This window comes from Tissierella sp. (genome assembly GCF_031460495.1).
Classification (GTDB): Bacteria; Bacillota; Clostridia; order Tissierellales; family Tissierellaceae; genus JAVKTS01.
The window spans coordinates 379,636-406,025 of sequence record NZ_JAVKTS010000003.1 but is presented as its reverse complement, the minus strand read 5'-3'; the positions used below and the strand labels follow the sequence as shown (position 1 = coordinate 406,025).

The 26,390-nt window shown below is 32.6% G+C and carries 27 protein-coding genes; 25 read left to right on the top strand and 2 right to left on the bottom strand.

Features of this window, described 5'->3' with window-relative positions; genetic code table 11:
• Positions 1-64: 64 nt before the first annotated feature.
• The gene (locus tag RIN63_RS09665) at positions 65-280 is read right to left on the bottom strand and encodes a hypothetical protein (RefSeq protein WP_310444522.1); all 216 of its coding nucleotides are present in this window, start codon (positions 278-280) and stop codon (positions 65-67) included.
• 136 nt (positions 281-416) lie between these two features.
• Here RIN63_RS09665 and RIN63_RS09660 point away from each other — a divergent pair, with 136 nt between their 5' ends.
• The 11 genes from RIN63_RS09660 (at position 417) to groL (ending at position 13,008) form a co-directional block, all read left to right on the top strand.
• Positions 417-1,052 (top strand): redox-sensing transcriptional repressor Rex, encoded by a 636-nt coding sequence (locus RIN63_RS09660; RefSeq protein ID WP_310444521.1) that lies wholly within the window; start codon positions 417-419, stop codon positions 1,050-1,052.
• A gap of 239 nt (positions 1,053-1,291) precedes the next feature.
• On the top strand, positions 1,292-2,431 hold the full coding sequence (locus RIN63_RS09655) for an acyl-CoA dehydrogenase (protein ID WP_310444520.1): 1,140 nt from the start codon (positions 1,292-1,294) through the stop codon (positions 2,429-2,431).
• 21 nt (positions 2,432-2,452) lie between these two features.
• Entirely contained in the window at positions 2,453-3,244 is a 792-nt protein-coding gene (locus RIN63_RS09650) for an electron transfer flavoprotein subunit beta/FixA family protein (RefSeq protein WP_310444519.1), read from the top strand.
• Positions 3,245-3,274: 30 nt separating this feature from the next.
• A complete protein-coding gene (locus RIN63_RS09645) occupies positions 3,275-4,498 on the top strand; it encodes an electron transfer flavoprotein subunit alpha (protein ID WP_310444518.1) in 1,224 nt (407 codons plus the stop codon).
• Between the two features lie 182 nt (positions 4,499-4,680).
• Positions 4,681-5,949: a Glu/Leu/Phe/Val dehydrogenase gene (locus RIN63_RS09640; protein ID WP_310444517.1), complete on the top strand. Its 1,269-nt coding sequence runs from the start codon at positions 4,681-4,683 to the stop codon at positions 5,947-5,949.
• A 105-nt stretch (positions 5,950-6,054) separates the two neighbouring features.
• Complete coding sequence (locus RIN63_RS09635; RefSeq protein ID WP_310444516.1) at positions 6,055-6,924, top strand: DNA glycosylase; 870 nt, start codon at positions 6,055-6,057, stop codon at positions 6,922-6,924.
• Between the two features lie 82 nt (positions 6,925-7,006).
• A complete protein-coding gene (locus RIN63_RS09630; protein ID WP_310444515.1) occupies positions 7,007-7,759 on the top strand; it encodes a hypothetical protein in 753 nt (250 codons plus the stop codon).
• Between the two features lies 1 nt (position 7,760).
• Complete coding sequence (locus RIN63_RS09625) at positions 7,761-9,953, top strand: DUF3160 domain-containing protein (RefSeq protein WP_310444514.1); 2,193 nt, start codon at positions 7,761-7,763, stop codon at positions 9,951-9,953.
• 207 nt (positions 9,954-10,160) lie between these two features.
• Positions 10,161-10,856, top strand: a complete 696-nt coding sequence (locus RIN63_RS09620; RefSeq protein WP_310444513.1) for a DUF554 domain-containing protein — start codon at positions 10,161-10,163, stop codon at positions 10,854-10,856.
• Between the two features lie 201 nt (positions 10,857-11,057).
• Entirely contained in the window at positions 11,058-11,339 is a 282-nt protein-coding gene (groES, locus tag RIN63_RS09615; RefSeq protein WP_310444512.1) for a co-chaperone GroES, read from the top strand.
• A 31-nt stretch (positions 11,340-11,370) separates the two neighbouring features.
• On the top strand, positions 11,371-13,008 hold the full coding sequence (groL, locus tag RIN63_RS09610) for a chaperonin GroEL (protein WP_310444511.1): 1,638 nt from the start codon (positions 11,371-11,373) through the stop codon (positions 13,006-13,008).
• A 476-nt stretch (positions 13,009-13,484) separates the two neighbouring features.
• Here the strand turns inward: groL and RIN63_RS09605 are convergent, their stop codons facing one another.
• Positions 13,485-13,730 (bottom strand): hypothetical protein, encoded by a 246-nt coding sequence (locus RIN63_RS09605; RefSeq protein WP_310444510.1) that lies wholly within the window; start codon positions 13,728-13,730, stop codon positions 13,485-13,487.
• A 359-nt stretch (positions 13,731-14,089) separates the two neighbouring features.
• On the opposite strand from RIN63_RS09605, the gene RIN63_RS09600 reads away from it, so the two are divergent.
• The 14 genes from RIN63_RS09600 to RIN63_RS09535 all read left to right on the top strand — a co-directional run bounded on the left by RIN63_RS09600 (position 14,090) and on the right by RIN63_RS09535 (position 26,316).
• A complete protein-coding gene (locus tag RIN63_RS09600; RefSeq protein WP_310444509.1) occupies positions 14,090-14,689 on the top strand; it encodes a divergent polysaccharide deacetylase family protein in 600 nt (199 codons plus the stop codon).
• Positions 14,690-14,737: 48 nt separating this feature from the next.
• Positions 14,738-14,887 (top strand): hypothetical protein, encoded by a 150-nt coding sequence (locus RIN63_RS09595; protein WP_310444508.1) that lies wholly within the window; start codon positions 14,738-14,740, stop codon positions 14,885-14,887.
• A 128-nt stretch (positions 14,888-15,015) separates the two neighbouring features.
• Positions 15,016-15,210 (top strand): hypothetical protein, encoded by a 195-nt coding sequence (locus tag RIN63_RS09590; RefSeq protein ID WP_310444507.1) that lies wholly within the window; start codon positions 15,016-15,018, stop codon positions 15,208-15,210.
• A 112-nt stretch (positions 15,211-15,322) separates the two neighbouring features.
• Positions 15,323-16,768, top strand: coding sequence for an SPFH domain-containing protein (locus RIN63_RS09585; protein ID WP_310444506.1), 1,446 nt, complete (start codon positions 15,323-15,325; stop codon positions 16,766-16,768).
• Positions 16,769-16,955: 187 nt separating this feature from the next.
• On the top strand, positions 16,956-17,507 hold the full coding sequence (locus RIN63_RS09580; protein ID WP_310444505.1) for a hypothetical protein: 552 nt from the start codon (positions 16,956-16,958) through the stop codon (positions 17,505-17,507).
• A gap of 114 nt (positions 17,508-17,621) precedes the next feature.
• Positions 17,622-18,185, top strand: a complete 564-nt coding sequence (locus RIN63_RS09575; RefSeq protein ID WP_310444504.1) for a sigma-70 family RNA polymerase sigma factor — start codon at positions 17,622-17,624, stop codon at positions 18,183-18,185.
• Positions 18,172-18,651: a hypothetical protein gene (locus RIN63_RS09570; RefSeq protein ID WP_310444503.1), complete on the top strand. Its 480-nt coding sequence runs from the start codon at positions 18,172-18,174 to the stop codon at positions 18,649-18,651. The genes RIN63_RS09575 and RIN63_RS09570 overlap by 14 nt, the downstream gene beginning before the upstream one ends.
• A gap of 1 nt (position 18,652) precedes the next feature.
• Positions 18,653-19,474, top strand: a complete 822-nt coding sequence (locus RIN63_RS09565; RefSeq protein WP_310444502.1) for an NINE protein — start codon at positions 18,653-18,655, stop codon at positions 19,472-19,474.
• The gene (locus RIN63_RS09560) at positions 19,464-20,366 is read left to right on the top strand and encodes a hypothetical protein (RefSeq protein WP_310444501.1); all 903 of its coding nucleotides are present in this window, start codon (positions 19,464-19,466) and stop codon (positions 20,364-20,366) included. The genes RIN63_RS09565 and RIN63_RS09560 overlap by 11 nt, the downstream gene beginning before the upstream one ends.
• A 211-nt stretch (positions 20,367-20,577) precedes the next feature.
• Entirely contained in the window at positions 20,578-21,579 is a 1,002-nt protein-coding gene (locus RIN63_RS09555; RefSeq protein ID WP_310444500.1) for an ABC transporter ATP-binding protein, read from the top strand.
• Position 21,580: 1 nt separating this feature from the next.
• A complete protein-coding gene (locus tag RIN63_RS09550) occupies positions 21,581-22,522 on the top strand; it encodes an ATP-binding cassette domain-containing protein (protein ID WP_310444499.1) in 942 nt (313 codons plus the stop codon).
• A 1-nt stretch (position 22,523) separates the two neighbouring features.
• The gene (gene opp4B, locus RIN63_RS09545; RefSeq protein WP_310444498.1) at positions 22,524-23,492 is read left to right on the top strand and encodes an oligopeptide ABC transporter permease; all 969 of its coding nucleotides are present in this window, start codon (positions 22,524-22,526) and stop codon (positions 23,490-23,492) included.
• A gap of 12 nt (positions 23,493-23,504) precedes the next feature.
• Entirely contained in the window at positions 23,505-24,437 is a 933-nt protein-coding gene (locus RIN63_RS09540) for an ABC transporter permease (RefSeq protein WP_310444497.1), read from the top strand.
• A 19-nt stretch (positions 24,438-24,456) separates the two neighbouring features.
• The gene (locus RIN63_RS09535; RefSeq protein ID WP_310444496.1) at positions 24,457-26,316 is read left to right on the top strand and encodes an oligopeptide ABC transporter substrate-binding protein; all 1,860 of its coding nucleotides are present in this window, start codon (positions 24,457-24,459) and stop codon (positions 26,314-26,316) included.
• Positions 26,317-26,390 lie beyond the last annotated feature (74 nt).

Below are 26,390 nucleotides of genomic sequence, written 5' to 3'. Positions count from 1 at the left end.
TCCCCCTTGTATATATTCCTTTCTATTGTATCAAAAAAAACACTCCTTTGAAATAAGGAGTATTTTATGATTTTAAATTGAGTTCCATTGCCATGGATGATAAGATTGGATCGATTAGATTTAAATTACATCTACCTTCCTTGGTGTAGTGATTACAATTTACACAGTTTTCATATTTATCTTCGTATGATCGGGCAGATGATGTAAGTCCAATATCCTTCCATGGGTCATATTCATTACAGTATAGGGCAACTTTTCTTAATTGTTCTTGACTAGCCATATTATCTACTCCTTCCGTTTATTAGTGTTACAAAAAGTAATTTAATTATTCAGAAAGGTTAAGAATCGTGGAAATTGACATAATAGTGTCATAATGATATAATAATTTAAAATATTTAATTAGGTGGTGAGTGATAATGGAGAAAGACAATAGGGTTTCTATTACGGTAATTAGAAGATTACCTAAATATTATAGATATTTAGGAGATTTACTAACAAGGGGAATAAATCGAGTATCATCTCAAGAATTAAGTACAATGACTGGATTTACTGCTTCTCAAATAAGGCAAGACTTAAACAACTTTGGTGGTTTTGGTCAGCAAGGCTATGGATATAATGTAGAGGAGTTACATGACCAGTTGGGAAAAATACTAGGGCTAGAAACTATATATAAAGCAGTAATAGCAGGTGCTGGAAACCTAGGTCAGGCCATTGCAAATTACAAGGGATTTGAAGATGCTGGATTTAAAGTTCTATCCTTATTTGACAAGAATCCTAAAATTATTGGGTTAAAGATTCGCGATATTGAAATAAGAGATATAGATACTGTAACTGAATTCATCAGAGAAAACAATGTAGATATAGGTATAATTACTACTCCAAAAGATAATGCGCAAGAGATTGCTGATATTTTCGTTAAGGCAGGGGTAAAAGGTATCTGGAATTTTGCACCAACTGACTTAAATGTACCTGAGGATATTGTAGTAGAAAATGTTCGTTTAAATGAGTCTTTGTTTGCTCTTTCATACTTCTTAAAAAATAAATTTGACTAAGAGTTTGTTAGTTGATTTTGTTAAATTAATATTGTAGATAAATGATAAAAAAACTTAATAAATATAATGGAAGGCTTGAAGAATCAGGGTTTGATTCTTCAAGCTTTTATTATTTCATAGAAAAACTCTATTTTTTTAAAAATAATGGATAAATTCTTAACAATATTGTAGATTTTTTAACATATATAAGTTATAATAAGTATTATAGATTAGCTAATATAATAGGGAGGGAAAAATACATGAATTTCAAGTTAACTAAAGAGCAAGAATTGGTTAGAAGTGTAATGAAAGAATTTACTGAGAATGAGGTTAAGCCCATAGCTGCTGATATCGATGTAACAGAAAGATTCCCAAGGGAAAATGTCGAAAAAATGGCTAAATGCAACATGTTAGGAATACCATTTCCAGCTGAATATGGTGGAGCTGGTGGAGATGAGTTAGCATATGCCATAGCAGTTGAAGAATTATCAAAGGCTTGTGCTACACATGGAGTTATTTTATCAGCGCATACATCCTTGGGAGCTTGGCCAATATTCAAGTATGGAAATGAAGAACAAAAACAAAAATACTTAGTACCATTAGCAAAGGGAGAACATTTAGGTGCTTTTGGTTTAACAGAGCCTAATGCTGGAACAGATGCAGCTGGACAACAAACTACTGCAATACTTGATGGGGATGACTATATACTAAATGGTTCAAAGATATTTATTACTAATGGAGGGCAAGCAGATACATATGTAATATTTGCTATGACTGACAAAAGCAAAGGAACTAGAGGAATATCTGCATTCATCGTAGATAAAGATTACCCTGGTTTTAGCATTGGAAAAATAGAAGAAAAAATGGGAATTAGAGCTTCAGCTACTACAGAATTAATTTTCCAAAATTGTAGAGTACCAAAGGAAAATTTATTAGGTAAAGAGGGAGATGGATTTAAAATTGCCATGGCTACCCTTGATGGTGGTAGGATTGGTATAGCAGCTCAAGCCTTAGGTATTGCAGCAGGTGCATTAGATGAAACAGTTAAATACTTAAAGGAAAGACAACAGTTTGGTAAACCATTATCCAAATTCCAAGGTTTACAATGGATGGTAGCAGATATGGCAACAGAGATTGATGCAGCTAGACTACTTGTTTATAGAGCAGCATATAACAAAGCTAACAATCTTCCATATGGTAAAGAAGCTGCCATGGCAAAATTGTTTGCATCCCAATGTGCAATGAATGTAACTACAAAATGCGTTCAATTATTTGGTGGATATGGATATACAAAGGATTATCCAATGGAAAGAATGATGAGAGATGCTAAGATTACTGAAATATATGAAGGTACATCTCAAGTTCAACAAATGGTTATAGCAGCAGCTGTTTTAAAATAATTGGTTACGAGGAGGAAGAAAATGAATATTATAGTATGTTTAAAACAAGTACCAGATACTAATGAAGTTAAAATAGATCCAGTTCGTGGGACTCTAATTCGTGAAGGAGTACCAAGTATTATAAATCCAGATGATAGAAATGCTTTAGAAGAAGCTTTAAGATTAAAAGATGAAAACAAAGATGCAAGAGTAATAGTACTAAGCATGGGACCACCTCAAGCAGATGTTGCTCTTAGAGAAGCAATTGCAATGGGTGCAGATGAAGCAATACTTATAAGTGATAGAGCAGTTGGAGGGTCAGATACTTGGGCTACTTCTACAGTTTTAGCTGCAGGAATAAAAAAGATAGCAGATTATAGTATTATTTTATGTGGTAGACAAGCAATAGATGGGGATACTGCTCAAGTTGGACCACAAATTGCTGAACACTTAAATTTACCACAAATAACTTATGTTGAAGAATTAAAGGTTGAAGGCAAGAAGGTTATTGCTAAGAGAGCACTAGAGGATGGACATTTTGTTATAGAATGTGAAATGCCTGTACTTTTAACAGCTATAAAGGAATTAAACGAACCAAGATATCCATCTATCAAAGGTATATACGATGCTCATAAAGATAACAAGGTAAAAGTTTGGTCTGCAAAGGATATAGAAGCTGATTTTGATAATATCGGATTAAATGGTTCTCCTACTCAAGTAAATAAATCATTTACACCTCCAGGAAGATCTGGCGTAGGTGAAATCTTAAAAGGTAATGCTAAAGAATCAGTTAAAGAATTGATAGTAAAGTTAAAAGAAAAACAAGTTATTTAATATAATTATTGGATAAAGGAGGAAAATTACATGGCTGTTAAAGTAATAGAAATGAAATGTATAGGTTGCGGAAAATGTGTTAGAGTTTGTCCTTTTGATGCGATAAATATGATGGACAAAAAGGCTGTAATAAATGAAAAATGTACTGCTTGTGGTCAATGTATAGAAGCATGCCCAGTAGATGCTATTGAAAAAGAAGAAAAGAAATATAGAGCTGGTGGAGTAGATGTAGATTTATATAGAGGCGTTTGGGTATTTGCAGAGCAAAGAGATGGCAATCTATTAAATGTAGCTATAGAACTAATAGGAGAAGGTAGAAAAATTGCCAATGCTTTGGATACAGAATTAACTGCTGTATTACTAGGAAAAGATGTGGATAATTTAGCAGAAAAATTAGTTAAATATGGAGCAGATAATGTTCTTTATGCAGATCATGAATTACTTAATGTATATACTACAGAAGGATATACCAAAGTAATATATGATTTAGTAAAGGATAAAAAACCAGAAATTATGTTAATAGGTGCTACAAATATAGGTAGGGATCTAGGACCTAGAATCTCTGCAAGGGTACACACAGGCCTTACAGCTGACTGTACTAAACTAGATGTAGATTTAGAAAATAGAAGATTGATGCAAACTCGTCCAGCATTTGGTGGAAACTTAATGGCTACTATTGTATGTCCAGACCATAGGCCACAAATGTCAACAGTTAGACCAGGAGTTATGGAAAAGGCTAAATATGATGAAAAACGAAATGGAAATATAGTAAAGTTCACTCCAGAATTATCATCTGGTGACATAAGAGCTAAAGTAGTAGATGTAGTAAAAGGTGGAAAAGCAGAAGTTCAACTTGAAGAATCAAAAATTATAGTTTCCGGTGGTAGAGGACTAGGAAATACAGAAGGATTTAAATTAATTGAAGCTTTAGCTAATAAACTTGGTGGTGTAGTAGGTGCTTCTCGTGCAACAGTAGATGCAGGTTGGATAGACCATGGTCATCAAGTAGGACAAACTGGAAAAACTGTTCGACCATCACTTTATATTGCTTGTGGTATTTCAGGAGCAATTCAGCATTTAGCTGGTATGCAAGAATCAAAAGTAATCGTTGCTATAAACAAAGATGCAGATGCTCCAATATTTAAAATTGCTGATTACGGTATAGTTGGGGATGTTTATGAAGTATTACCAGCACTTATTGAAGCGTTAGATAATGTAGATGACATAATAGATGCTTTTAAAAATTTGGCTTAAAGAAAGGTAATTCTAAGCTTGCAACAATGCACAGTTCACAGTTTGTGAACTGTGCATTGTAAACGAATTGCTTAAATTATCTGAATTCTTTACAAAAAAAAATGCTTATGTTATAATCTCTGTGAAATGATATACGACTAAGCATAAAGTTTCGCTATTCAAATTATAGGGAGGTTTTGTTAATGTCAAATGAAAGTTTAAACCCATTAGTAAGTGCTCAGTTGCAAGTTAAACAAGCTTGTGACAAACTAGGACTAGAGCCAGCAGTTTATGAATTACTTAAAGAACCACAAAGAATCATTGAAATATCAATTCCAGTTAAAATGGATGATGGTTCTGTACAAACATTTAAAGGTTTTAGAGCATCACATAACACAGCTATAGGACCTGCTAAGGGTGGAATTAGATTACATCCAGGAGTTAATGCAGATGAAGTTAAAGCTTTATCCATTTGGATGACATTCAAATGTGGAGTTATGGGTGTACCATATGGTGGAGGAAAAGGTGGAATCATTGTAGATCCTCTTAAATTATCACAAGGTGAACTTGAAAGATTATCAAGAGGATATATCCAAGGACTTTACAAATATCTTGGAGAAAAAATAGATGTACCAGCTCCAGATGTAGGATCAAATGGACAAGTAATGGCATGGATGGTAGATGAATACATTAAATTAAATAATGATAATATGGCCTTAGGCGTACTTACTGGAAAACCTGTTGCATGGGGTGGATCAGAAGGAAGAAACGAAGCTACTGGATTCGGAGTTTCAGTTATAGCTAGAGAAGCAGCAAGAGAATTAGGCATAGATATGACTAAATCAAGTGTTGCTATCCAAGGATTTGGAAATGTTGGTAGATTTACAGTTAAAAATGTTCAAAGACAAGGTGCGAAAATTGTAGCAATAGCTGAATGGGCACCATCTGTTGGAACTTATGCATTATATAATGAAAATGGATTAGATTTCTATGAAATGGAAGCATATTTCAATGAACATAGAAATTTAGTTGATTATCCAAAGGCAAAAATGATCTCATTAGATGAATTCTGGAAGCTTGAAGTAGATCTATTAATTCCAGCAGCATTAGAAAATGCTATAACAGAAGATGTAGCTAAAATAGTAAAAGCTAAATTAGTCTGTGAAGCAGCAAATGGACCTGTTACTCCAGGTGCAGATGTTATACTTAAAGAAAGAGGAATTCCAGTTACTCCAGATATATTAACAAATGCTGGTGGAGTTACAGTTTCCTACTTTGAATGGGTACAAAACCTATATGGATACTATTGGTCAGAGAAAGAAGTAGAAGATAAACAAGAAGTTGAAATGGTTAAAGCATTCAATGCTATATGGAAACTTAAAAATGAATACAATGTTACAATAAGAGAAGCAGCTTATATGCTTTCAGTTAAAAAAGTTGCTGAAGTAATGAAATTAAGAGGATGGTATTAATATAAAGAAAACTGGCTTATGCCAGTTTTTTTATGTTAAAATAGGGTAAACTATGGCTATAATATATGGCAGGCTAATATAACTGCTTAATAAAAGGAGAATAGTATGAAATACAATATAGTCGAAGAAGAAAACAAAATAATATTAAGAAATATTAAGCACTTTGACCCAAAGCATATATTTGAATGTGGTCAAGCCTTTAGATGGAATGTTGAAGAAGATAATTCATATACCACCATTGCATATGGAAAAGTACTGAATGTAAAAAAGCATAAAGATGATGTTATTCTTTCAAACACAAATATTGAGGATTTTAACAATATCTGGTATAACTATTTTGATCTAGGTAGAGATTATGATCTAGTAATAGAGGAATTATCTAAAGATCCTATACTGGCTGAAGCTATTGAGTTTGGGGAAGGGATTAGGATACTCAATCAAGAACCTTTTGAAATGATTATATCCTTTATAACATCTGCCAACAATCAAATCCCAAGGATAAAAAAATCCATAGAATTGATGTCACAAAATTATGGTGAAAAGATATCTGAAGGCTATTATAGTTTCCCTACACCTGAAAGATTAGCACAGGTTGAATCTGAAGAACTAAGAGAGCTTTGCAAGGTTGGATTTAGAGATATTAGAATCAAAATGACTAGCAGAAGAATTGCAAAAGGTGAATTTGATATAAATAAGGCATTTGAACTTTCAAAGGATGAAGGCAAGGAACTCTTGATGACTTTATCAGGAGTTGGCCCAAAAGTAAGTGACTGTATATTATTATTTGCATATAACAAGGCTGATGCTTTTCCAGTAGATGTCTGGGTTAAAAGGGTAATGGAGCATTTCTACTTAAAAGAAGAAACCAATGTTAAACTAATAGGCTCCTATGGAGCTAAATTATTTGGTAGCCTAGCGGGTTTTGCTCAACAATATCTATTCTATTATGCAAGGGAATTAGGCATAGGAAAGTAAAAATTGTAAATAATATGTAACTCTTTCCAATATCAATAATGGTATACTACAATTAAATATGGAAAATTTTAGGAGAGATTCTATGAAGTGTTTTAAAATAGCTTTAATAGTTATATTATCAATATTTCTTGTGAGTTTCTCTTTTGTCTTTTTTGAACAAAATAAACAAGGTTTATTGTTGCAGCTAGACTCAGGAGAAGAAATTAGCATAGCTTTACCATGGAGAGAAAATATTAAATCATATGCAATAGGGAAGATCAATGAGGATAGTAATAATTACTTAGTAACCCTTATAGGATCAAGATGGAAAAAATACGGAAAGGAAGTGATAATATATTCTTTGGAGGATGAAGCCAAGGAAATATATAGAAAAGATTATTCTGAACTAAAGCCATGGAAAATAGTCATAGGGGATATTGATGGAGATGGCATGGAGGATGTATCCATAGGAGTATATAAAGAATCACCATTACATAAAGTTATGGCAAAGAGACCTTTTATATATTCTTATATAAAGGGTGCTTTACAACCAAAATGGAGAGGCTCCAGATTATCTAGACCTTTTACTGATTATACCTTTCATGATATAGATGAAGATGGAGTAGATGAAATAATATCTATTGAAATACTAGAAGATAATCGTAAGATAATCAATTCCTACAAATGGAAGGGCTTTGGTTTTGAAGGGTATTTGGAGACCAAGGATTATAGAGATATTGATAGCTTATCAATAGAAAATAATGAAATATATGTTCAAGTTAGAGAAGAAAAAGGCAATTATTGGGGATGTATAAGGTTAGATAATAATAATCTTTTATTAGAAAGGGTGGATTAAGGTGAAAAAGAGATGGTTATATAGGGTTGTGTCTTTAATACTAGGGATAAGTATTTTAATGACTGGATGTATAGGGGAAGTAGTGAATAAAGTAGAAAAAGAAGGACTGACTAAAGAACCAAAGATTACTCAAGATAGAGGAGAAACCAATATTGAAATTAGCCAAGGGCTTATAAATATAGGGGTTCCCTTTGAAGCAAGAGAGTTTACTGCAATGGTAGAGCCCTATGAGGTAAATGCAGACTTATCTAATATTGAAAACTTAGATATATTTGGTGAATTTTCTAAGGAACAATTAGACCTATTAGTTAAAAATAAATTTGTGGTAAATCCTACAAAACAAGAGCAGTTATTTTATATTTATGAGGACAATGAATACAAGGACATTCCTTCCTTTATCACTACAGATTCAATGCTACAGGTGTATCATATATTCTATGATTATACCTTGAGAACCTTGGAAAATAATAAGCTATTAGGATTAGTAGAAGAAATGACAGATGGCATGTTAATAAACTCCATCGATATCTACAATGAGTTGGAAAATAAGGAAATGAAAGAAATCCAACTTAAGAATATTGCATATTTTTCTATAGCACAGCTTTCTTTGGAAAAAGAACTTCCTAATAATGTTCCAGAAGAGGCGAAAAAAATTGCCCTTGAAGAATTGGAAAAGATAAAAGTTCACTCTGGATTTGAAAAATCTAGTCTTTTTCCCTATGACTTAGATTATAGTCAATTTACTGTGAGAGGACATTATACTAGGTCTGAAGATTTTGGAAGGTATTTTAGAACTATGATGTGGTATGGTCAAGCTCCATTTCCCCTATATTTTCAAGGAGAAGAAAGAAATATAGAACAGACATTACAAGCATTATTAATAACTTATAGTCTATATGCAGATAAGGAAAGCTATGGTAAATGGGAGAATATATATGAACCAACTAATTTCTTTGTAGGATGTTCTGATGATTTGAGTATTTATCAATATGGAGAACTGTTGGTTAAAGTATATGGCAAAACTCCTGATTTAAATAAATTAAATGATGAGAAAAAATTAGATGAATTTTATGAAGAGGCAGATAAACTACCAGAACCACGAATACAAGCAAAATATACATCAGTAACTACTCCAGTAGGGAAACAATTTAGGTTTATGGGTCAAAGATATGTCATGGATGCTGAAATAATTCAAGAACTAGTGGAACCAATTAAAAGACCAGTACCATCAGGTCTAGATGTAATGGCAGTCCTGGGATCTGATAGGGCAAAAGAAATTCAATTAAATAAAGAAGAAAATAAGCATTGGGAAGATTACCCTATTGAACTTGATAAACTAAAGGATAGGTTTGGAAAACTCACAGAAAAACAATGGATGGGGAATATGTATCAGGGATGGATGTGGACTTTACTAGGATTTATAGAGCCTTTTGGAGATGGATACCCATCTTTTATGACAAATGAAGCTTGGATAGATAAGGATTTAAATACAGCCTTAGGGTCTTGGTCAGAGCTAAAGCATGATACTATCCTCTATGGCAAGCAATCAGCTGCAGAAATGGGTGGGGAAGGTTTCAAAGAGCTAGTAGGCTATGTAGAACCTAATATAGAAGTCTATGAAAAGCTACTTTGGCTAACTAAATTCTCTAGAAAAAACCTATCAGCTAGAGGATTAACCATAGAAACCATAGATGATAAAATGGAACAATTCGAAAATTTATTAGAATTCTTGATAAACTGCTCAGTTAAAGAGCTGAAAAATGAAGAGTTGACTAGAGAAGAATATGAAAGAATTCAAATATATGGAGGCATATTAGAAGGTTTAACGGCTTCCTTTGCAGCAGCTGAAGGAGAATATCTTCGTTGGTTTGAGATAACATCAGAGACAGATAAGAATATGGCAGTCATAGCAGATTTCCATACTATAGCACCCAACCAATATAGTGAAGCTGGATATATGGAGGCAGGAGTAGGGCCAGCTTATGAAATGTATGTAGTGGTACCAATAGGAGGAAAGTTATATCTTACAAGAGGTGCTGTATTTAGCTATCATGAGTTTATATCAAATGAGAGATTAACTGATGAAAAATGGCAAGAATTAATTAAGGAAGACAAACATCCGTCTATGCCAGAATGGACAAATTCCTTTATAAGGGAAGGTAAGGGAGACATACCTTATCCGGAATACAATTAACGATTAACAAATAACAAATAAAATAATAAGACTTAAGAATGGAATTCTTGGAAGGGATTCCATTTTTATGTGGAAAGTTTGGATAAAATAGTGTATTCTTATAAAGATAACAAAGAACAATTATAGATAAGATGATTTATAATTTTTTAATGTTCTAATTGTTAATAGCTAACTGTTAATTGATAATTGATTTAGGGGGTGGATTTCATGTTAGGAACAATAGTGAATGCTTTATCAATTATAGCAGGAGCATTATTAGGTATAGGTATAAAAAAGGGTATAAAAGATGAATACAAGCACACAATAATGGATGGTATCGGACTTGCAGTAATTGTCATTGGAATAATGGGTGGAATCAAGTCTGAAAATATTATTATAGTAATAGCTAGTATTGTAGTGGGAAGTATAATAGGTGAAGCCATGAAAATAGAGAAGAAACTTGATGATCTAGGTAATTCCTTACAAAGTAAATTTGGAGCTAAGGATAGTAATTTTTCAAAAGGATTTGTTACAGCTTCATTAGTTTATTGTGTGGGAGCTATGGCAATAGTTGGATCTCTAGAGTCAGGAATTCAAGGGAATCATGAGACTTTATTTGCAAAATCCATTCTTGATGGTATATCAGCAATAATATTCGCTTCTACCTTAGGAATAGGGGTGGCATTTTCAGCAATTCCAGTATTTTTATATCAAGGAATAATTACATTATTGGCCAATACAGTTAAAGATTTATTAACTCCTGAAGTAATTACAGAGATGTCAGCTGTAGGTGGTATACTTATTATGGGCATAGGGATTAATATATTAGGTATAAAGAAAATTAAGGTAGGAAATATGCTTCCAGCAGTCTTTATCCCCATAATTTACTATATATTAGTAAATATAGCGAGTTTCATAAAATGAGTAGAGTAAATTCAAGAGAAAACGAGATAAATGGATATAAATCCACATATTGACAAATAATAGTTAAATACAAGGATATTTGGGACTTGATTTGGAATTTTATTTTAAGTAACATATATATTGTAAGGATTAGCACTCAAAGATAGAGAGTGCTAATAATATGATTAATAATTAGTACAAATATAAGGAGGTAGTACCATTATGAATCTAAAACCATTAGGAGATAGGGTTGTTATTAAAAAAGTAGAAGTAGAGGAAAAAACAAAATCTGGTATAGTTTTACCAAGTTCAGCTAAAGAGCAGCCACAAATGGCTGAAGTTGTAGCTATTGGAGCTGACATTACAAATGATGAAAAGAAAAATGATCAAATCAAAGTTGGGGATAAAATAATATTCTCAAAATATGCTGGAACAGAAATTAAAGTTGATGGTGATGAATTAACTATATTAAAATTAGCAGATATTTTAGCAGTAGTAGAGTAGAATAGTGAATTTTAAAAGGGAGTGGATATAAATGGCGAAGGAAATTAAATTTGGCGAAGATGCACGTCGTGCAATGGAAAGAGGAATTAATCAATTAGCGGATACTGTAAAAGTTACACTTGGACCAAAGGGAAGAAATGTAGTATTAGATAAAAAATTTGGTGCACCACTAATTACAAATGACGGAGTAACCATAGCTCGTGAAATCGAATTAGAAGATAAATATGAAAACATGGGTGCTCAATTAGTTAAAGAAGTAGCTACAAAGACTAATGATGTAGCAGGAGATGGAACTACAACAGCTACTTTATTGGCTCAAGCAATTATCAGAGAAGGATTAAAGAATGTGGCAGCAGGGGCAAACCCAATGATTATTCAAAAAGGAATTAAGTCCGCTGTAAATACAGCAGTTGAAGAAATAAAAAGATATTCAGTAAAAGTTGAATCCAAAGAAGCCATAGCTCAAGTTGCTTCAATCTCAGCTGGAGATGAAGAAATAGGTCAATTAATTGCTGCAGCTATGGAGAAAGTTGGTAATGATGGAGTAATTACTGTAGAAGAATCAAGGTCTATGGGTACTACTCTAGATGTAGTGGAAGGTATGCAATTTGACAGAGGATATGTATCAGCTTATATGGTAACAGATACTGACAAGATGGTAGCTGAAGTAGAGAATCCATATATTTTAATTACTGACAAGAAAATATCTAATATTCAAGAAATTCTTCCAGTCCTTGAACAAATTGTACAACAATCAAAACCTCTTTTAATTATAGCTGAAGATATTGAAGGGGAAGCAATGGCTACATTAGTAGTGAATAAATTAAGAGGAACATTCAATTGTATAGCTGTTAAGGCACCAGGATTTGGAGATAGAAGAAAAGAAATGTTGCAAGACATTGCAATACTTACTGGTGGTACTGTTATATCAGAAGAGTTAGGATATGACTTAAAAGAAGCTACTATTGATATGCTAGGTAGAGCAGCAAAGGTTAAGGTTGATAAGGAAACAACTGTAATAGTTGATGGAGAAGGAGACAAAGAAGAAATCAAAAACAGAATAAGACAAATAAAAGTTCAACTTGAAGAAACTGAATCTGAATTTGATGGTGAAAAACTTCAAGAGAGATTAGCAAAATTATCTGGTGGAGTAGCAGTAATCCAAGTAGGTGCTGCAACTGAAACAGAACTTAAAGAAAGAAAACTTAGAATAGAAGATGCTCTTGCAGCAACTCGTGCAGCAGTAGAAGAAGGTATAGTACCAGGTGGTGGAGCAGTGCTAATAGACTCAATACCAGCTGTAGCTAAACTACTAGAAAATGCTCAAGGAGATGAAAAAACAGGTATCAGCATTATCCTTCGTGCATTAGAAGAACCAGTTAGACAAATCGCAGCAAACGCTGGACTTGAAGGTTCAATTATTGTTGAAAAAGTAAGAGAAGCAGCAGAAGGAATTGGATTTGATGCTCTAAATGAAAAATATGTAAATATGATAGAAGAAGGTATAGTAGACCCAACTAAGGTAACTAGATCAGCATTACAAAATGCAGCCTCTGTAGCAGCTATGGTCCTTACTACAGAAGGAGCAGTAGTAGATGTAGAGAAGGAAGACCCAATGGCAGCTATGGGCGGCATGGGCGGTATGGGTGGAATGGGCGGCATGATGTAGTAAAACCCTATATCCATTATGGTCACTAGGTAGAATATTGATTTGTTGTCATTATGTAGGCAAGATACAAACATAGAGGCTTCACATAAGTTTATAAACTTATGTGAAGCCTCTTTTTAAATAGTATAACCACAGATTAATCTATATCAGTCCATGGCAACCATCAGAAGTGAAGATTGACTCACCAGTAACCCCAGTCAAATGAAGGTTGTGTCCATTATGACATTCTTCTGCTAAAATTGTACCACCTTAAAACTCATGGACATCCTCTTGTATGCTTGTATACATAATCAATGCTTGTTAAGATTATATATAGCTTATATTACATTATATTAGTATGTGGATACTTGTGATACAAAGAAAAATAAAATTAAAGTATGGAGGGAGAATAGTAAATTGTACTTCTAATAGAATTTAAGAGTTTAAAATAGAAGACTAAAAATAAATAAGAAACTGAAAAATACTATTAGTGACATTTAACAGAATTGGCGTTTTAAATTTTCAAGTTGTTGTTCCATATCGGCTACTTGCTTTTTAAGCTCTTCTTTAGATTGTAAACTTTGTTGCTGAGCGGCTTTAGTAAGTAGGCTAGCACCAATTTGTGCAAAAATATTTCCTAATACATTAATCTCATCATTACTTAGATTTTGAGATATTAAAACAGAAATAAGAGAACCAAAAAGTACTAATGTATCTGGGTCTATATTGGAAGAACTTATCACTTATATCACCTCATAAGTAGTATATTCATTTTTAGATGGAATGGCACAGTATATTTTTATATGGAGGAGACCCATTATTCTTTAATATAATAAAAAAACAGTTCATATATTAATATATGAATTGTATGATAATAATTTAAGGAGGAGGTTTTTTATGCTTATTATTATAAATAAACGGACACTAATAATTTTTTTCTAGCACTTATTATTACAATTTTTCTTATTTTTAGATTTATTTTTGCAGAAAGATCTATTGTAACTAATACTACTTCTAAAGGATATATTGCCATAGTAATAGATGATTTAGGAAATAATGGAGAAGGAATAGATGATCTGACTAAGCTAGATATGCAGCTGTAATGCCATTTTTAGAATATAGTGAGATTGATGCAAAAAAAGCTTATGATGCTGGGATGGAAATAATACTACATTTACCAATGGAACCTGAAAGAGGTAATCCAAAATGGCTAGGACCTAGATCCATAAGAGCTAATTTCTGCAATGATGAAGTTAGAAAGATTGTCCAGGATGCTTTGGAGCAACTACCGTGGGGCAAGGGAATAAATAACCATATGGGATCTAAGATTATGAAGGATGAAGTAATTATGAGGGAAATTATAAATATTGTAAAGGAAAAAAATCTATATTTTTTTAATAGCAAAACTGAAGAATCTAAGGTTGCTGCGGAATTAAGCAAAGAGTTAGAAGTAGTATATTTCCAGAGAAATGTTTTTTTGGATAATGAAAGAACGGGATATTACATATCGAAGGCTATGAGTGAACTTGGTAAAATAGCATTAGATAAAGGATATGCTATAGGAATTGGCCATGTTGGTGGGCAAGGTGGTAAAATTACTGTAGAGACCATAGATAAGATGTCTAAGAAGTTAAAAGAACAGGAAATTGAATTCGTATATTTATCTCAGCTAAAAAATCTTTATATAATACAAGGCAAATAAATACAAAATCTGGTGCGACTCTGCCCCTAGATATATTGATTATCTAGGATGGCCACCAAGAAGTGTTTCCCAGTAGTAGCTTTAGTAGCAATTCAAGGAATTGTTTTTTCTAAAAAGGCGTTTGCATCTGCAAGCACAGTACAACTTAGGAACTGTAAAAGTATTACCAGTATGGGTGGAATGGGAGGTATGATGTAGCAAACTAACTTCTGAAGGGAACTTCAGAGGTTTTTTCATATTTGCAAAGCAAGAGAAATATGAGATAATGAAGGTAAGTTAGTTAAAATAAATTAATTGATGGAACCAATAAAAAAGGAGCTGAAAAAATGAGATTGTCTGATTATAATGGCAAGAAAATAAAGGTTACTCTAAAGGATGGGGAAATATTTCAAGGCAAATGTATAGAATATATTAAAGCAATTGATAATGATCCAGAGATACCTAGCATAGACCTTCAAGTTAACAAGAAAATATATGAGATTTATGAGAATGAGATAAAAAGCATTGAAATAGTTAATTAATACTTTGCTTTCATTACAAATAGATTACATTTGTTAGAATATTGTTTATCAAAGAAATATATTGGTATATAGCCTATATATTCTAATATAATTTCAAAAAGGGGGTTTTTTAATGGAGTACATATTTATTGTAGGGGGAGTAGTAGGGATTTTACTTATTTTGCTTTTGTTCTGGAGAAAGGTACCGGCAGATAAGGCAATGGTAATCACTGGGTTAAAGAAAAGGGTATTATCAGGTAAAGGGGGACTTATGGTTCCATTTTTAGAGGCTTCATGTACGATTTCTCTAGAAAATATTAGTATGACAACAGATGTAAACGAAGCACCTTCCAAGCAAGGGATATTTGTAAATATAGTGGGTACAGCCATAGTAAAAGTAAATAATAATACTGATAGCATACTTAAGGCAGTAGAACAGTTTTGCAGTGGCGGAGCAAAAAACACAGTATCAGTTATTAGTAGTATGGTAGAACAAATCCTAGAAGGTAAACTAAGAGGAATAATATCAACTCTTACTGTGGAGCAGATAAATGAAGATAGGGCAGCATTTGAGCAGAGAATAGAAGATGATATCAGAGAAGAATTACATTTCATGGGACTATTGCTTATTTCATACTCTATACTTAGAATATCAACTCAAGGAGGCTATCTAGAGAATAGAGCTATACCTCAAATAGCTGCAGCTAAGTCTGATGCTGATATTGCTACAGCTGAGAGAAAGATGGATACAGAGATACGCAATGCAAATGCAATCAGAGAAGGCGAAAAGGCTAAACTATTAGCTGAAACTGAAATTGCTGAAGGTCAAAGAAATAAATCAATTAAAGTTGAAAGCTATAGAGCAGAGCAAGATAGAGCTAAGGCAGATGCCGATGTTGCATATAAATTAAAGGAAATTGAGAATGAATCTTTAGTAGCAGAACAACAGGCTGCATTAGCTAAGAAGAATGCAATGGTAGTGGAAGAAAGACTTGTAGCTGAGGTGAAAAAACCGGCTGATGCAAAGAAATATGAAACTGAAGTAAATGCTGAGGCGGAGAAGGTTAGATATATAAAGCAAGCAGAAGCCCATGCAGAGTCCATTAGAATTAAAGCCATAGCAGAAGCAGATGCACTTAAGATTGCAGCCATAGCAGAAGCTGAGGCCATCAAGGCAAGGGGATTAGCAGAGGCAGAATCAATTAAAGCAAAGGGTGTAGCAGAAGCAGAATCCAAGGATAGATTAGCTGATGCAATGGCTAAATATGGTGACGCTGCTATAGTAGAATTGGTAGTGGGAAGATTACCTGAGATAATGGCTGCAGTTGCAAAACCAATGGAACAAGTGGATAAGATAACAATAATAGATAATGGGGGTAGAGAAGGGGCATCAAAGTTGACAAAAGTGGTAACTGATATAACCACAAATGGTTTTCAAACTGTAAAGGATTTGACAGGTATAGATTTAACAGATATAATAACTACCTTTACAAGTAAGGAGAATATTGTAGGAAAGAAACCAATTATTATAGAATCAGATAATGAAGATAATATGGAAGAAGCATTAGCAGATAATTAAACTAATATATTGCAAAAGAACCATTAAATTGGTTCTTTTGTTTTTACGGTTCTTTTTTTGCAGCAATAAGTTTATTTCCTTCGTTATATTAATAAAGTGCAATATATTCTTATTGATATAATTGTTAAAAAGATGTAATATAATGAAAGGGGATATTAAAGTGCTAATTCAGGGGGGAGGCGTTAAAATGAAGAAGCATACAATCTATATATTACTTACCTATAGTGGATCGGTGCTTTCTAAGGTCATAAATAAATATACAAAGGAACCATATTCTCATGTTTCAATTGCCTTTGATGAAGAGTTGAAGGAATTATATAGCTTTGGGAGGTTAAGACCTAGAAATCCAATCTTTGCAGGATTTGTGCGGGAAGATATTGAAAGTGGAACATATGCTAGGTTTCCGCAAACCACATGTGCATTATATTCACTGGAAATAAATAATATTCAATATAGAAAGCTAATGAGAGAATTACAGAAGTTCAAAAAAGACGGGGATAAATATGGTTATAATTTAATTGGTCTTATAGGAGTAATGGTAAACTACCCAGTAGAAAGAAAATACAATTATTTTTGTTCTCAATTTGTATCATCCTTACTCAATAATAGTGGTATTAAACTTATAAATAAACATACAGCACTAACATCACCTAGGGATTTTAGGGAATGTAAAGAATTAAATCTTGTGTACGAAGGAAATTTACAAAATTATAATTTATCGCAATCATACATCTATTAATAAACTCAATAAGTTTGGAATTCGGTGCCTGGCACCGATTTCTAAACTTATTTTTATTTCTTGCAGTATTTTGTTTTTTATTTGCGTTATAATTAGAGAGAAGGAGGGGAGATATTGATTAATGAATCAGTACTGATAAAAAAGGCATTAGATGGAGATCAGGATTCTTTTGCCAAAATAGTTGATCTATATAAAAATTATGTATTTGCTATTATTCTTAATTTTATCAAGGATTATAATGAAGTAGAAAATGTTGCTCAAGAAGTATTTTTACAGATTTATCTCTCTCTCCCAAAGTATCAAGAGGATAATTTTAAAGGTTGGATAGGTAGAATTGCATCCAATAAATCTATAGACTGGCTTAGGAAGAAGAAGAGTAAATTTAAAGAAGAAGTATTTGAGAATGGCGAAGAATTAATTAATAGTCCTAAATTAAGACATGATGACAGTCCTGAAGAAATATTGATACAGAAGGAAAAGAAGGAATCCATAGCTAAACTATGCAAATCGGTTCCTCAAATATATGAGGAAGTCATTGTGAAGTTCTATTTACAGGGGAAGTCCTACGAAGAAATAGCTGAAGAAGAGGAAGTATCTGTAAAAACCATAGCATCCAGACTTTATCGTGGAAGAAATATGTTAAAAGAGAAATGGAGGGAAGAAAATGAAACATTATGATTGTATGGAATGGATTTTGTATAAGAATAATCTTCTGGATAAGAAAATCCATGAAGAAATGGAAGAACACCTACTTCTATGTGATGAATGTATGGATATTTTTCTTTCGCTCATAGATGAATCAGAAATAGAGAGGGCAGAAAATCTAGTACCGAGAAATTTTACTGAAAATGTAATGGATAATATAAAGAACATAAGACCTATTAAGAAAACAGTAAAGAAGAAAACAAAAACATCTAATGATTTCTTCATATATTATACTGCAGTAGCATCTGTGGCCATTATTTTAACAGCAAGTGGATTTTTCACTAAGGTAGTAGATACTGTACCTCAGATAACAGCAAATATATCTCTTCAAGATAATAGGGTGAAATCCAATGTAATATATGATTTTTCAGAGTCTATTACAAATAAGACATCAAACTTTATAAGAAATTTTCAATTTAGAATAAGTAAGGAGGATTAATATGAGACCAAAAAGTAAGTTTATGACATTTTTATTATCATTTTTACCAGGATTATCACATTTTTATCTAGGATATATGGAAAGAGGGTTTATATATTTAATCTTATTTGGGGGATTATGTGTAGGTTCAGTGGGATTGGCAATCTTAACAGGCCGTGATGATCCATTAATTTTATTAGCAGGTATCCCTATTATATGGTTAGTAGCTTTAGTAGATGCTTTTTCTACACTTAATACCATAAGATATGGAAATAAATCTGAAATTGAAGAGCGTTGGAATTCAGAAGAGACAAAGAAATCTAATAAGAAAATAATCACCTTAGCTCTATCTATGATACCAGGTGCAGGACATATGTATCTTGGCTATCAAAAGAAAGGCATAGTATATATGGGAATATTTTTCTTTGCCATATTCTTCATGGGTTGGCTGAATTTAAGTTTTTTACTATTTTTATTGCCACTGATTTGGTTTTACTCCTTCTTTGATGCATTCCATACCTTGAATGGAAACAATGTTGAAGATGTAGACATAGACTTTTCAAAGATATTACCAGCCGTTAAACACGAGCATATAGGCATAGGACTTATAGTGATTGGTGTATTTATAGTACTTCAAAAGATACTATATCCAATTATATCATCAGTTCTATCAACATATTTTGATTATAATATAATATATCAAATAAAGAACTACATTCAAACATCAATAGTATCCTTAATATTTATAATTGGTGGTTTCAAGATATTAAAGAATAAAAAAGAGCTAGAAGTTATATATGAAGAAATAGAAGTAGAGGAGGACGGAGAAGAAGATGAAAAATAGAAGAATAGGATCCATATCTATGGCTATTGTGTTAATAGGATTTGGGATATTAATCTTTATAGCCCAAATTAATCAAATATCTGCTGTAGAATTGTCTATAAAATTCTGGCCAGGAATACTAATATTGCTAGGTGGAGAAATACTATGGCATAGCTATAAATCTAAGGACGATGAAGTAAAGATAAAATATGATATCTTCTCTATATTTATAGTAACAACTATATTATTTGTAAACATTGGAATCTATGGATTAATAGAGACTGATGTAATGACAGCCATAAAATCTAGAATATCATCACAGACCTTTAATTATGAATTACCCTTTAGGGAGTATGATGTTGAGAATACTATAGAAAAAATAGTGATAGATGGTGCAAAATATTCTGGATTAACAGTTAGAACTAGAAAGAATGATAAAATAAGCACTTCGGGATTTATAAATATTACTACTTCTAGTAGAGAAGATGCTGAGAGTTTATTAAAGGAAGATTATATAAGTGTAAATAAATCAGGAAATATTATGTATATTACATTTAAAGAGAAGGTAGATTATCATTATTATAATCTTAATGATTTAAGTATTACCATACCAGATAATATAGAAATAGAGGTAAATGGTGGTAATGAGTTGGATTTAATAGTTGATAGTTTAGAGAATAATTTAATAGTGGATAATATTCATAGATTAAAAGTAAGAATAAATGAAGATTCAAATATTAAAGTAGAAACCATTACTAATAATGATAGTGGGTTACAAGGAAATGTAAAATGGAGTACTACTGAAATAAATAGTGGGGATTCTACGAGATATACTGGAGAATTAGTATATGGTGATGGAAATAATATAATAAATATACTTAACTGCTATGAAATAGTAGTAGATGGAATATAAGAGCCCAAGGGCTCTTTTTTTTGACTAAATATATTTTAAAAGGTATATAGGCATAAATATAGTACTAGTCTGAGTATAATCTAATAAGTAAAGTTTTACCAATAATATATATTTGTGGAAGGAGGGTTGGATTATATCCAAAGGCTAAATATTTGTGTTCACATTTACATGAGAAACTGGTAAACAAATATATTTAGAGAGGAATTGAGAGATGGGAACTGAAAAGATATTAGAGATTAAAGATTTGCACACTGCATTTAGATTTCAGGATGAGTATTTTGACGGAGTAGATGGAGTTTCTTTTTCCTTATATAAAAATGAGATACTAGCTATAGTTGGAGAATCTGGTTGTGGTAAAAGTACAATTGCTAACTCCATAGTAGGATTACATGATAAAAATTTTACTAAAGTCAGTGGAGAAATAATTTACAATGGTGAAAATATGGTGAACTATACTGAGGAACAATTAAATCAGATTAGAGGTAAGGAAATCGGCTTTATTTTTCAAGATCCATTGGCATCATTAAATCCATTACATAAGATTGGGAAACAGATAGAAGAATCCTTAATCTATCATACTGACTTAGACAAAAAACAAAGATATGAAAGGATGTTACAGCTTTTAGACCAAGTGGGAATTAATAATCCTAAAAGAACAGCTAATCAATTTCCACATCAATTATCTGGTGGTATGAGACAAAGAGTTTTGATTGCTATTGCCCTTTCCTGCAAGCCTAATATTATTATAGCAGATGAGCCTACTACGGCATTAGATGTTACAATACAAGCTCAAATTTTAGATCTTTTAACACAGCTTCAAGATGAAATTGATGCAGGAATTATCCTGATTACTCATGATTTAGGAGTAGTTGCACAGATGGCAGATAGAATAGCTGTAATGTATGCTGGAGAATTTGTTGAGATTGCTACTGCCAAGGAACTATTTAGTAATCCTCTTCACCCTTATACAAGGTCACTATTACAATCAATACCTCAAGCTGATTTAATAGGAGAAGAGCTCCATGTTATTCATGGAATGGTTCCATCTTTAAAAAACTTACCAAGGGAAGGATGTCGCTTTGCATCAAGAATTCCATGGATATCAGAATCAGAACATGAAGCGAATCCTGTGCTCCATGAGGTTTTAAAGAATCATTTTGTAAGATGTACATGCTGGAAAAATTTCCACTTCGAGAACGAAGGAGGTTGCTAAAATGAGTTTTCTAGAAATTAAGGATTTAAAGGTCCATTTTCCTATTCGTGGTGGCTTTTTTAATACTATAAAAGAATATACTTATGCAGTTGATGGAATCAATCTTTCAATAGAAGAAGGAAAGACCTATGGACTTATTGGTGAATCAGGATCAGGGAAAACCACAATTGGAAAAACCATCGTTGGATTGGAGAAGCCAACAGCTGGAGTAATTTTATATAATGGACAACGAGTTCATACAAAAAGGCTTAGGAAAAAACTTGGATATATGAAAGAAGTCCAAATGATATTTCAAGATGTTTTATCTAGTTTAGACCCTAAAAAAAGAATTCGAGATATTATTGCTGAACCAATTCGAAACCATGAAAAATTATCCAAAGAGGAAGAAATAGAAAAGGTTTTAAAATTGTTGAATATAGTTGGGATGCCTGCAGATGCCTTATACAGATATCCTCATGAATTCTCTGGAGGCCAAAGACAAAGAATGGGTGTAGCAAGGGCTGTATCCTTAAATCCAAAACTAATTGTTGCAGATGAGCCTGTTTCTGCTCTTGATTTATCAGTTCAAGCACAGGTGTTAAATTTTTTGAAGGAGATACAAAAAGATTTTAATCTAAGTTATCTTTTTATCTCTCACGACTTAGGAGTAGTGAAGCATATGTGTGATTACATATATATTATGCATAGAGGAAGATTTGTGGAAACAGGGACAAGGGATGACATATATAATAATCCTCAGCATATTTATACTAAAAGATTAATTGCTGCTATTCCAGAAATTGATGCTGCTAATAGAGAAGAAAATCGTATCCATAGAATTAAAGTTGAGCAGGAATATAGTGAGAACGAAAACCTATTCTATGACAAAGATGGTAAGGTATTCGATTTAGTTCAGATATCTCAAACCCATTATGTTGCAATAAAAAGCAAGGAGGATTTATAAAATGTGGAAAACAGTATTACGTAGAGTACTCATTATGATACCTCAGCTTATAGTATTGAGTCTGATTGTCTTTGGATTAGGGAAGATGATGCCTGGAGATCCATTTACAGGTTTAATATCTAATCCAAATATAGATTCTCTAGTCATTGAGGAATTAAGAGAGAAAGCTGGACTGAATGATCCTATACCTGTTCAATATAAGAATTGGATTGTTAGAATTCTTAGGGATGGAGATTTCGGGAAGTCCTATACCTATAAAGTACCAGTTTCTTCATTAATCGGGGAAAGGGCTAAAAATACATTATCACTATCATTACTCACTTTAACATTGACATATTTAATAGCAATACCACTAGGGATATATGCTGGGAGATATCAAAATTCTACTTTTGATAAAGGTGTAATAATGTATAATTTTATTAGTTACGCCATACCTTCCTTCGTCCTAGCCTTGCTCCTATTATTAATATTCGGATATAAATTGGGATGGGCTCCCACTACTGGATCTGTTGAAATAGGAATAGAAAAAGGAACTTTTGCTTATTTTCTGAGTAAATTACATTATATGATATTACCTGCAATTACTGCTGCAGTGTTACGGACTACTGGAACTATACAATATCTAAGAAATGAAGTAATTGATGCCAAAACTCAAGATTATGTAAAAACAGCTAAGAGTAAAGGAGTTCCTATAAATAAAGTATATACTCATCATATATTTAGAAATTCACTACTTCCAATAGCTGCATTCTTTGGATTTACCATTACTGGACTTTTAAGTGGCTCTGTTTTCATTGAAACAATTTTTGGATATTCAGGGATGGGGGAATTGTTTATTACATCAATCACTAGTAGGGACTATTCTGTAATGAATTCTTTAGTATTATTATTTGGTGTTTTAACGCTATTTGGAAGTCTATTGTCAGATATAATAATGACAATTGTTGATCCAAGAATAAGGATAGAATAGGGGGTAACAGAAATGAGTAAAGAAAAAAAACATGCAAGAAATGTTGCCTCTGAAATAGATGAAGAGACATTAAAATCTGTTAGTGATGTTCCATCATTTTGGAAGGTAATAAAAAGAGAATTTAGGGTTGATAGACTGGCAACAATATGTCTTGTTCTGTTAGTTATTATTTTTACCACTGTAATAGTTGGCTCTTTTGTACTAGATCAAGAAGAAGTTATGAAGATAAGTTTAAGAAACAAATATAAGGCACCAGGAAAAGATTTTATTTTAGGAACTGATATTGGTGGTAGGTCAATTGCTGGTCAATTGATAATAGGTGGTAGGAACTCCATTTTAATAGGCTTTGCTGTAACTATACTAACATCAGGAATAGGTATGGTTGTGGGGTTAATTGTTGGATTTTATGGAGGGAAAATTGACAATATGATAATGAGAGTATGCGATTTTATCTCTATATTGCCTACTACCTTACTTATTATAACATTTGTAGTTGTTATACCTAACTATACCATATGGCATTTTATATTTATAATGACTATATTTTATTGGGTGGGCATGACTAGACTAGTAAGAAGTAAGGCATTATCAGAAAATCGAAGGGATTATGTAAATGCTTCGAGAATAATGGGAACAAGTGATTTGAAAATTATGTATGGTGGTATCTTGCCTAATATTAGTTCAATTATCATTGTTGATTTAATCTTAGGTTTTGCTGGTAACATTGGGCTAGAAACTGGATTATCCTTTTTAGGGTTCGGATTACCGCCTTCTACACCATCTCTAGGGACTCTAGTATCTTATGCTAGGACTCCTGGGGCGATGTCAAATAAATTATGGTTATGGCTACCTGCATCATTATTGATATTGATAATGATGTTGTGTATAAATTACGTCGGGCAGGCAGTTAGAAGGGCGTCCGATGCGAAACAAAGATTAGGCTAAAAAAAGGAGGAATTAGGAAATGAAAAGAAGTTGGAAGATTATTATTCCATTAATGCTAGTCTTAACACTGCTGCTAACATCGTGTGGTAAAAAAGATGTAGATGTACCAGAAGTAGAGGAACCTACTACTGTAGTAGAAGAAACAACTCCAGATACAGAAGAACCAAAACCAGAAGAGCCAGGTACCTTAGGAACAATAGAATTACCTTATCCTAAGCTTCTTAAAAAAGATGGAGCTACAGTTGGAGGAACACTTAATGTTGCTTTAGTAACAGCTACACCTTTTGAAGGTATCTTTAACACATTTTTGTATTCAAATAATGTAGATGCACAATTAATGGGACCAACAAATGGAACATTTATGAAATCTGGTCCAAACTATGAAATTGCTGATGGTGGTTATTGTAATGTTGAATTTAATAGGGAAGCTAAGACAGCAACCTACAAGATTCACAAAGATTTAACATGGTCTGATGGAGTACCTGTAACTGCAGATGACTTAATCTTTGTATATGAAAGCATAGCAGGCAAAGATTACACAGGTGTAAGATTTGATGGTGATTACAAAAATGTAGTAGGTATTGAAGAATATTATGAAGGAACTGCAGACACTATTTCAGGTCTTAAAAAGATTGATGATAAAACACTTGAAGTTTCCTTCAAGGAGTTTTACCCAGGTATACTATGGGGAGCAGGACTTACTTATAATGCTGAACCAGCACATTACTTAAAAGATATTCCATTAGCAGATATGGAAGGACATGATAAAGTTAGAGTAAAACCATTATCTTGTGGTCCTTTTATGGTTTCCAACATAGTGGCAGGAGAATCAGTAGAATATGTTCCAAATCCATATTGGTTTGGAGAAAAACCTAAGGTTGATAAGATTGTATATAAAAGAACAAGTCCAGATACTATTGTAGAGGCATTGAAAGCTGGAACATTTGATATTGTTGATGGAATCAATGTCAATAGTTATCCAGAATATAAAGATTTAGAGAATATCGAGTTATTATCTAGCATAAGTACAGTTTATGGATATGTAGGATTTAAACATGGGAAATGGGATACGGAAGCTAAAACAATTGTAATGGATCCAAGTAAAAAAATGGCAGATGTGAAATTAAGGCAGGCAATAGCTTATTCTATGAATAATGAAGAAGTAGGAGAAGTATTCTACAATGGTTTGAGAATACCAGCTAATGCTTTAGTTACTCCAGCACATGGAACCTTCTGGAATTCAGGTCAAGAAAGATACGAATACAATCCAGAAAAAGCAAAGCAAATCCTAGATGAAGCAGGATATGTTGATAAAGATGGAGATGGAATGAGAGAAGATCCAAGTGGAAATAAATTAAAGATTAATTTTCTTTCTATGTCAGGTGGAGACATTGCAGAACCACTATCTCAATTCTATGTTCAATGCTGGAGAGAAGTTGGATTGGATGTAGGATTACAAAATGGTAGATTAATAGAAATGAACGCATTCTATGATATGGTTGAAGAAGATAATCCAGATATAGATTTATATATGGGAGCTTGGAGTACTGGTTCTAATCCAGATCCATCAGGATTATATGGAAGAGATGCATTATTTAACTATCCAAGATTTGCATCAGAAGAAAATGATAAACTATTAGCTGCTATTGCTTCTGAAGATGCATTTGGAGCAACGGGAATCGATAATGACTATTTAATTAAAGCTTATCATGATTGGCAAAAACATGTACATGAACAAGTTGTAGTAGCACCAACTCACTATAGAATTAATTTATCAGCAATTAACAATAGAGTCAACTATTGGGATCTAAATGTAGTTAGCGAGTGGGGATGGGAAAAAATCGGTCTATTATCTGATACTCCTGAAAAGGCAAAATAGTAAAATTTAATTAAATGTAGAAAAAAACATAGTCTGATGATTTTAATCATTAGACTATGTTTTTTAATTATCTT

Excerpts from the sequence above, each read along its gene's own strand:
- RIN63_RS09645 (WP_310444518.1), top strand. The coding sequence starts at position 3,275 with ATGGCTGTTAAAGTAATAGAAATGAAATGTATAGGTTGCGGAAAATGT.
- RIN63_RS09540 (WP_310444497.1), top strand. The coding sequence starts at position 23,505 with ATGAGTAAAGAAAAAAAACATGCAAGAAATGTTGCCTCTGAAATAGAT.
- RIN63_RS09650 (WP_310444519.1), top strand. The coding sequence starts at position 2,453 with ATGAATATTATAGTATGTTTAAAACAAGTACCAGATACTAATGAAGTT.
- groL (WP_310444511.1), top strand. The coding sequence starts at position 11,371 with ATGGCGAAGGAAATTAAATTTGGCGAAGATGCACGTCGTGCAATGGAA.
- groES (WP_310444512.1), top strand. The coding sequence starts at position 11,058 with ATGAATCTAAAACCATTAGGAGATAGGGTTGTTATTAAAAAAGTAGAA.
- RIN63_RS09560 (WP_310444501.1), top strand. The coding sequence starts at position 19,464 with ATGAAAAATAGAAGAATAGGATCCATATCTATGGCTATTGTGTTAATA.
- opp4B (WP_310444498.1), top strand. The coding sequence starts at position 22,524 with ATGTGGAAAACAGTATTACGTAGAGTACTCATTATGATACCTCAGCTT.
- RIN63_RS09590 (WP_310444507.1), top strand. The coding sequence starts at position 15,016 with ATGAGATTGTCTGATTATAATGGCAAGAAAATAAAGGTTACTCTAAAG.
- RIN63_RS09585 (WP_310444506.1), top strand. The coding sequence starts at position 15,323 with ATGGAGTACATATTTATTGTAGGGGGAGTAGTAGGGATTTTACTTATT.
- RIN63_RS09600 (WP_310444509.1), top strand. The coding sequence starts at position 14,090 with ATGCCATTTTTAGAATATAGTGAGATTGATGCAAAAAAAGCTTATGAT.
- RIN63_RS09635 (WP_310444516.1), top strand. The coding sequence starts at position 6,055 with ATGAAATACAATATAGTCGAAGAAGAAAACAAAATAATATTAAGAAAT.
- RIN63_RS09655 (WP_310444520.1), top strand. The coding sequence starts at position 1,292 with ATGAATTTCAAGTTAACTAAAGAGCAAGAATTGGTTAGAAGTGTAATG.
- RIN63_RS09630 (WP_310444515.1), top strand. The coding sequence starts at position 7,007 with ATGAAGTGTTTTAAAATAGCTTTAATAGTTATATTATCAATATTTCTT.
- RIN63_RS09555 (WP_310444500.1), top strand. The coding sequence starts at position 20,578 with ATGGGAACTGAAAAGATATTAGAGATTAAAGATTTGCACACTGCATTT.
- RIN63_RS09640 (WP_310444517.1), top strand. The coding sequence starts at position 4,681 with ATGTCAAATGAAAGTTTAAACCCATTAGTAAGTGCTCAGTTGCAAGTT.
- RIN63_RS09565 (WP_310444502.1), top strand. The coding sequence starts at position 18,653 with ATGAGACCAAAAAGTAAGTTTATGACATTTTTATTATCATTTTTACCA.
- RIN63_RS09580 (WP_310444505.1), top strand. The coding sequence starts at position 16,956 with ATGAAGAAGCATACAATCTATATATTACTTACCTATAGTGGATCGGTG.
- RIN63_RS09570 (WP_310444503.1), top strand. The coding sequence starts at position 18,172 with ATGAAACATTATGATTGTATGGAATGGATTTTGTATAAGAATAATCTT.
- RIN63_RS09595 (WP_310444508.1), top strand. The coding sequence starts at position 14,738 with ATGGCCACCAAGAAGTGTTTCCCAGTAGTAGCTTTAGTAGCAATTCAA.
- RIN63_RS09535 (WP_310444496.1), top strand. The coding sequence starts at position 24,457 with ATGAAAAGAAGTTGGAAGATTATTATTCCATTAATGCTAGTCTTAACA.
- RIN63_RS09550 (WP_310444499.1), top strand. The coding sequence starts at position 21,581 with ATGAGTTTTCTAGAAATTAAGGATTTAAAGGTCCATTTTCCTATTCGT.
- RIN63_RS09665 (WP_310444522.1), bottom strand. The coding sequence starts at position 280 with ATGGCTAGTCAAGAACAATTAAGAAAAGTTGCCCTATACTGTAATGAA.
- RIN63_RS09620 (WP_310444513.1), top strand. The coding sequence starts at position 10,161 with ATGTTAGGAACAATAGTGAATGCTTTATCAATTATAGCAGGAGCATTA.
- RIN63_RS09660 (WP_310444521.1), top strand. The coding sequence starts at position 417 with ATGGAGAAAGACAATAGGGTTTCTATTACGGTAATTAGAAGATTACCT.